Source organism: Kerstersia gyiorum (genome assembly GCF_004216755.1).
In the GTDB taxonomy this organism is placed as follows: domain Bacteria; phylum Pseudomonadota; class Gammaproteobacteria; order Burkholderiales; family Burkholderiaceae_B; genus Kerstersia; species Kerstersia gyiorum.
Genome location: NZ_SGWZ01000009.1, coordinates 1 through 6,055, shown reverse-complemented (window position 1 = coordinate 6,055; position 6,055 = coordinate 1). Strand labels below are relative to the sequence as shown.

General features: G+C 52.8%; 1 protein-coding gene, 2 tRNA genes and 3 rRNA genes. 1 reads left to right on the top strand and 5 read right to left on the bottom strand.

What is annotated here, in order from left to right; translation table 11 throughout:
- Nucleotides 1–224 (top strand): GNAT family N-acetyltransferase (locus EV679_RS17545; protein ID WP_130487920.1); only part of this gene is annotated, 224 nt, incomplete at its 5' end.
- Nucleotides 225–643: 419 nt separating this feature from the next.
- On the opposite strand, the gene rrf is transcribed toward EV679_RS17545, so the two are convergent.
- From rrf to EV679_RS17520, 5 genes are all read right to left on the bottom strand, one after another.
- Nucleotides 644–756, bottom strand: a 5S ribosomal RNA gene (rrf, locus tag EV679_RS17540).
- Nucleotides 757–955: 199 nt separating this feature from the next.
- Nucleotides 956–3,838 (bottom strand): 23S ribosomal RNA (locus tag EV679_RS17535).
- Nucleotides 3,839–4,130: 292 nt separating this feature from the next.
- Nucleotides 4,131–4,206: transfer RNA gene (locus tag EV679_RS17530), tRNA-Ala, on the bottom strand.
- Between the two features lie 31 nt (nt 4,207–4,237).
- Nucleotides 4,238–4,314, bottom strand: a tRNA-Ile gene (locus EV679_RS17525).
- Between the two features lie 125 nt (nt 4,315–4,439).
- Nucleotides 4,440–5,974: ribosomal RNA gene (locus EV679_RS17520) — 16S ribosomal RNA — on the bottom strand.
- Together the 16S, 23S and 5S rRNA genes with 2 tRNA genes alongside form the textbook arrangement of a ribosomal RNA operon.
- Nucleotides 5,975–6,055 lie beyond the last annotated feature (81 nt).

The window sequence follows — 6,055 nt, the reverse complement described above, 5'->3', positions numbered from 1 at the left end:
TGCTGGCTTTGCTACCGGAAGACGAAGGCCATGGCCTGGGTCGTTTGCTGCTGAGTCAGGTCGTGGAGGCCTTGCGGCACCTGGGCAGGCAAACCCTGTTCCTGTCCTGTTCCAGTGATCCCAAGGTACGTTCCTACGGTTTTTACCGTCATCTGGGCTGGGTGCATGACGGCGGCACCGATGAAGCCGGGGATCACATTCTGGTGCTGAAGCCCGCAGGCTGAGGCAGGCAGGCGCCCCGATGACGTGGGCGCTGCATTCAGGCTGTCTTTATGTACTCCCCGACCCAACGTCGTAGCAGATTGGCGTTCAATCCGTGGGCCAACGCGAGAGGCAATCGACACATGCGACTGCAGGCACTGTATCGCCAAGTCACTTTTGTATTCCGCCGTGTACCGCCGACGGCGTCTCGGGCCAGCCCCGATCTGTTCCGCAGAGTGCATACTGCTCCACCTGTTTTAATGGAGCAGTATCTCTTATGCCCTAAGCGCCGGTACAAGGTAGGTTCGCCGAACGGTTACGACGGTTAACCAGGTCGGCATCAGGAAGCGTTTCGTCGCGGCCCGACCGGCCTGATGATTTCCGGACGCCCCAAAGACAAAACCCCTCTCTGCATGTGCAGAGAGGGGTTCTGAGGATAAGAGCTTGACGATGACCTACTTTCACAGACGTCCGTCCACTATCATCGGCGCGAAGGCGTTTCACTGTCCTGTTCGGGATGGGAAGGAGTGGTACCACCTTGCTATGGTCGTCAAGCGTAACTGTTTGGCTGGGATGGGGTTTAGCCATCCTGGCCCAATTCGGAAGAAACACATGGTGCGAGAGTATAACTCATCGCACGCTTGAGGTTGTAATTTATTTCGTTGGCCTGGCTGCTGACGGAGCAGCCAGGTTTTGAGTTTTGAACGGCACTTGTCATACAGACGTTAGCAGGTTTATTAACCGCCATCGTTATAGGATCAAGCCGCACGGGCAATTAGTACTGGTTAGCTTAATGCATTACTGCACTTCCACACCCAGCCTATCAACGTCCTGGTCTCGAACGACCCTTCAGGGGGGTCAAGCCCCCGGGATACCTTATCTTCAGACGAGTTTCCCGCTTAGATGCTTTCAGCGGTTATCTCTTCCGTACTTAGCTACCCGGCAATGCCATTGGCATGACAACCGGTACACCAGAGGTACGTCCACTCCGGTCCTCTCGTACTAGGAGCAGGCTCCGTCAAGTATCCAACGCCCACGGCAGATAGGGACCAAACTGTCTCACGACGTTTTAAACCCAGCTCACGTACCACTTTAAATGGCGAACAGCCATACCCTTGGGACCGGCTACAGCCCCAGGATGTGATGAGCCGACATCGAGGTGCCAAACACCGCCGTCGATATGAACTCTTGGGCGGTATCAGCCTGTTATCCCCAGAGTACCTTTTATCCGTTGAGCGATGGCCCTTCCATTCAGAACCACCGGATCACTATGTCCTGCTTTCGCACCTGCTCGACTTGTCAGTCTCGCAGTTAAGCACGCTTATGCCATTGCACTATCAAGACGATTTCCGACCGTCTCTAGCGTACCTTCGAACTCCTCCGTTACACTTTGGGAGGAGACCGCCCCAGTCAAACTGCCCACCATGCACTGTCCCCGACCCGGATAACGGGCCAAGGTTAGAACCGCAAACAAACCAGGGTGGTATTTCAAGGTTGGCTCCGGCGAATCTGGCGACTCGCTTTCAACGCCTCCCACCTATCCTACACAGATTTGTTCACAGTCCAATGCAAAGCTACAGTAAAGGTTCATGGGGTCTTTCCGTCTAGCCGCGGGTAGATTGCATCATCACAACCACTTCAACTTCGCTGAGTCTCGGGATGAGACAGTGTGGCCATCGTTACGCCATTCGTGCAGGTCGGAACTTACCCGACAAGGAATTTCGCTACCTTAGGACCGTTATAGTTACGGCCGCCGTTTACCGGGGCTTCGATCAAGAGCTTGCACCCCATCACTTAACCTTCCGGCACCGGGCAGGCGTCACACCCTATACGTCCACTTTCGTGTTTGCAGAGTGCTGTGTTTTTAATAAACAGTCGCAGCCACCGATTCTCTGAGACCCCTTCACGCTTTGCACGCAGGTGCATCACGCTACAAGGGCATACCTTCTCCCGAAGTTACGGTATCAATTTGCCGAGTTCCTTATCCCGAGTTCTCTCAAGCGCCTTGGAATATTCATCCCGTCCACCTGTGTCGGTTTGCGGTACGGTCTCGTATAGCTGAAGCTTAGAGGCTTTTCTTGGAACCACTTCCAATCACTTCGTGAAACAAGTTTCACTCGATCCACACCCTTGAATTACGCGCCCGGATTTGCCTAAGCGCCTTCTTCGATGCAGAAACAGGGACTTCCAACACCCTGATGACCTTCCGCGATCCGTCCCCCCATCGCACTATACGACGGTACTGGAATATTAACCAGTTTCCCATCAGCTACGCATCTCTGCCTCGCCTTAGGGGCCGACTCACCCTGCGCCGATGAACGTTGCGCAGGAAACCTTGGACTTACGGCGAGGGGGCTTTTCACCCCCTTTATCGCTACTCATGTCAGCATTCGCACTTCTGATACCTCCAGCAGCCTTTACAAGCCACCTTCGCAGGCTTACAGAACGCTCTCCTACCGCGTATATCTAAGATATACACCCGCAGCTTCGGTTTATTGCTTAGCCCCGTTACATCTTCCGCGCAGGACGACTCGATCAGTGAGCTATTACGCTTTCTTTAAAGGGTGGCTGCTTCTAAGCCAACCTCCTGACTGTCTATGCCTTCCCACTTCGTTTCCCACTTAGCAATAATTCGGGACCTTAGCTGGCGGTCTGGGTTGTTTCCCTCTTGAGTCCGGACGTTAGCACCCGGTGCTCTGTCTCCCGCGCTGTACTTGCCGGTATTCGGAGTTTGCCATGGTTTGGTAAGTCGCCATGACCCCCTAGCCATAACAGTGCTCTACCCCCGGCAGTAATACGCGAGGCACTACCTAAATAGTTTTCGGAGAGAACCAGCTATTTCCAAGTTTGTTTAGCCTTTCACCCCTATCCACAGCTCATCCCCTAATTTTTCAACATTAGTGGGTTCGGTCCTCCAGTACCTGTTACGGTACCTTCAACCTGGCCATGGATAGATCACTTGGTTTCGGGTCTACACCCAGCGACTGAACGCCCTATTCGGACTCGCTTTCGCTACGCCTCCCCTATTCGGTTAAGCTTGCCACTGAATGTAAGTCGCTGACCCATTATACAAAAGGTACGCAGTCACCCCACAAGGAGGCTCCTACTGTTTGTATGCACACGGTTTCAGGATCTATTTCACTCCCCTTCCGGGGTTCTTTTCGCCTTTCCCTCACGGTACTGGTTCACTATCGGTCGATTACGAGTATTTAGCCTTGGAGGATGGTCCCCCCATCTTCAGACAGGATTTCACGTGTCCCGCCCTACTTGTCGTACGCTTAGTTCCACAGTATTGATTTCGTGTACAGGGCTATCACCTGCTACGGCTGGAGTTTCCAATCCATTCCACTATCATTACCGCTAAATCGTACAGGCTCTTCCGATTTCGCTCGCCGCTACTTTCGGAATCTCGGTTGATTTCTTTTCCTCGAGCTACTGAGATGTTTCAGTTCACCCGGTTCGCTTCTCTGCACCTATGTATTCAGTGCAGGATACTCCTTGCGGAGTGGGTTTCCCCATTCGGACATCTACGGATCAATGCTTGTTTGCCAGCTCCCCGTAGCTTTTCGCAGGCTACCACGTCCTTCATCGCCTGTAATCGCCAAGGCATCCACCATGTGCACTTAGTCGCTTGATCCTATAACCATGTCGGCTATAGGCTATGCTGTATGCGATTGTGCCGTTCATTCAAAGCAACTTCGATTTCTCGAAGTCTTGAGAATTGAACTTTTCGATTTTGCAATCACAACCCGTATCTAAAATTTCATCGCTTTCGCGATTCCATGTTAAACACTTCTCGTTGTGCTTCTTCCAAATTGTTAAAGAACAAAACAGCCGTCAGGTCTAAACCCAACGATCAACACACTCGCGTGCGCTCACCGTTGAACTCAAATCCGATAAGTTTGTTGTTTCCAGGGCAAACCAAGGTTTGGTGGAGGATGACGGGATCGAACCGACGACCCCCTGCTTGCAAAGCAGGTGCTCTCCCAGCTGAGCTAATCCCCCAATCTACAGCATCTTCATACTGCAAAACCGTTGGTGGGTCTGGTTGGATTCGAACCAACGACCCCCGCCTTATCAAGACGGTGCTCTAACCGACTGAGCTACAGACCCTAAACCTTAGAGTCCGTACCGGAGCAGAACCAGGAAGGTGACTTCCCATTCCTCTCCTGCTACCGACTCATCCTAAACAACAACCGATAAGCGTGGACGCTTTCGCTTCGTGTACATATGCTCTTAAAGGAGGTGATCCAGCCGCACCTTCCGATACGGCTACCTTGTTACGACTTCACCCCAGTCATGAATCCTACCGTGGTAATCGCCCTCCTTGCGGTTAGGCTAACTACTTCTGGTAGAACCCACTCCCATGGTGTGACGGGCGGTGTGTACAAGACCCGGGAACGTATTCACCGCGACATTCTGATCCGCGATTACTAGCGATTCCGACTTCATGTAGTCGAGTTGCAGACTACAATCCGGACTACGATCGGGTTTCTGAGATTAGCTCCACCTCGCGGTTTGGCAACCCTCTGTCCCGACCATTGTATGACGTGTGAAGCCCTACCCATAAGGGCCATGAGGACTTGACGTCATCCCCACCTTCCTCCGGTTTGTCACCGGCAGTCTCATTAGAGTGCCCTTTCGTAGCAACTAATGACAAGGGTTGCGCTCGTTGCGGGACTTAACCCAACATCTCACGACACGAGCTGACGACAGCCATGCAGCACCTGTGTTCCGGTTCTCTTGCGAGCACTCCCAAATCTCTTCGGGATTCCAGACATGTCAAGGGTAGGTAAGGTTTTTCGCGTTGCATCGAATTAATCCACATCATCCACCGCTTGTGCGGGTCCCCGTCAATTCCTTTGAGTTTTAATCTTGCGACCGTACTCCCCAGGCGGTCAACTTCACGCGTTAGCTGCGCTACTAAGGCCCGAAGGCCCCAACAGCTAGTTGACATCGTTTAGGGCGTGGACTACCAGGGTATCTAATCCTGTTTGCTCCCCACGCTTTCGTGCATGAGCGTCAGTGTTATCCCAGGGGGCTGCCTTCGCCATCGGTGTTCCTCCGCATATCTACGCATTTCACTGCTACACGCGGAATTCCACCCCCCTCTGACACACTCTAGCCCGGTAGTTAAAAATGCAGTTCCAAGGTTAAGCCCTGGGATTTCACATCTTTCTTTCCGAACCGCCTGCGCACGCTTTACGCCCAGTAATTCCGATTAACGCTTGCACCCTACGTATTACCGCGGCTGCTGGCACGTAGTTAGCCGGTGCTTATTCTTCAGGTACCGTCATCCACCCGAGGTATTATCCCGGGCGATTTCTTTCCTGACAAAAGTGCTTTACAACCCGAAGGCCTTCATCGCACACGCGGGATGGCTGGATCAGGGTTTCCCCCATTGTCCAAAATTCCCCACTGCTGCCTCCCGTAGGAGTCTGGGCCGTGTCTCAGTCCCAGTGTGGCTGGTCGTCCTCTCAAACCAGCTACGGATCGTCGCCTTGGTAGGCCTTTACCCCACCAACTAGCTAATCCGATATCGGCCACTCCAATAGTGCAAGGCCCGAAGGTCCCCTGCTTTCTCCCGTAGGACGTATGCGGTATTAGCCACTCTTTCGAGTAGTTATCCCCCGCTACTGGGCATGTTCCGATATATTACTCACCCGTTCGCCACTCGCCACCAAGGAGCAAGCTCCTCGTGCTGCCGTTCGACTTGCATGTGTAAAGCATCCCGCTAGCGTTCAATCTGAGCCAGGATCAAACTCTTCAGTTCAATCTCTGTTGTTTACATATACCTTCCCGTTTCCGGGACGGAAATATGTCGCTTTGCTTTCAAAGGAAGTGAGGTATAAAA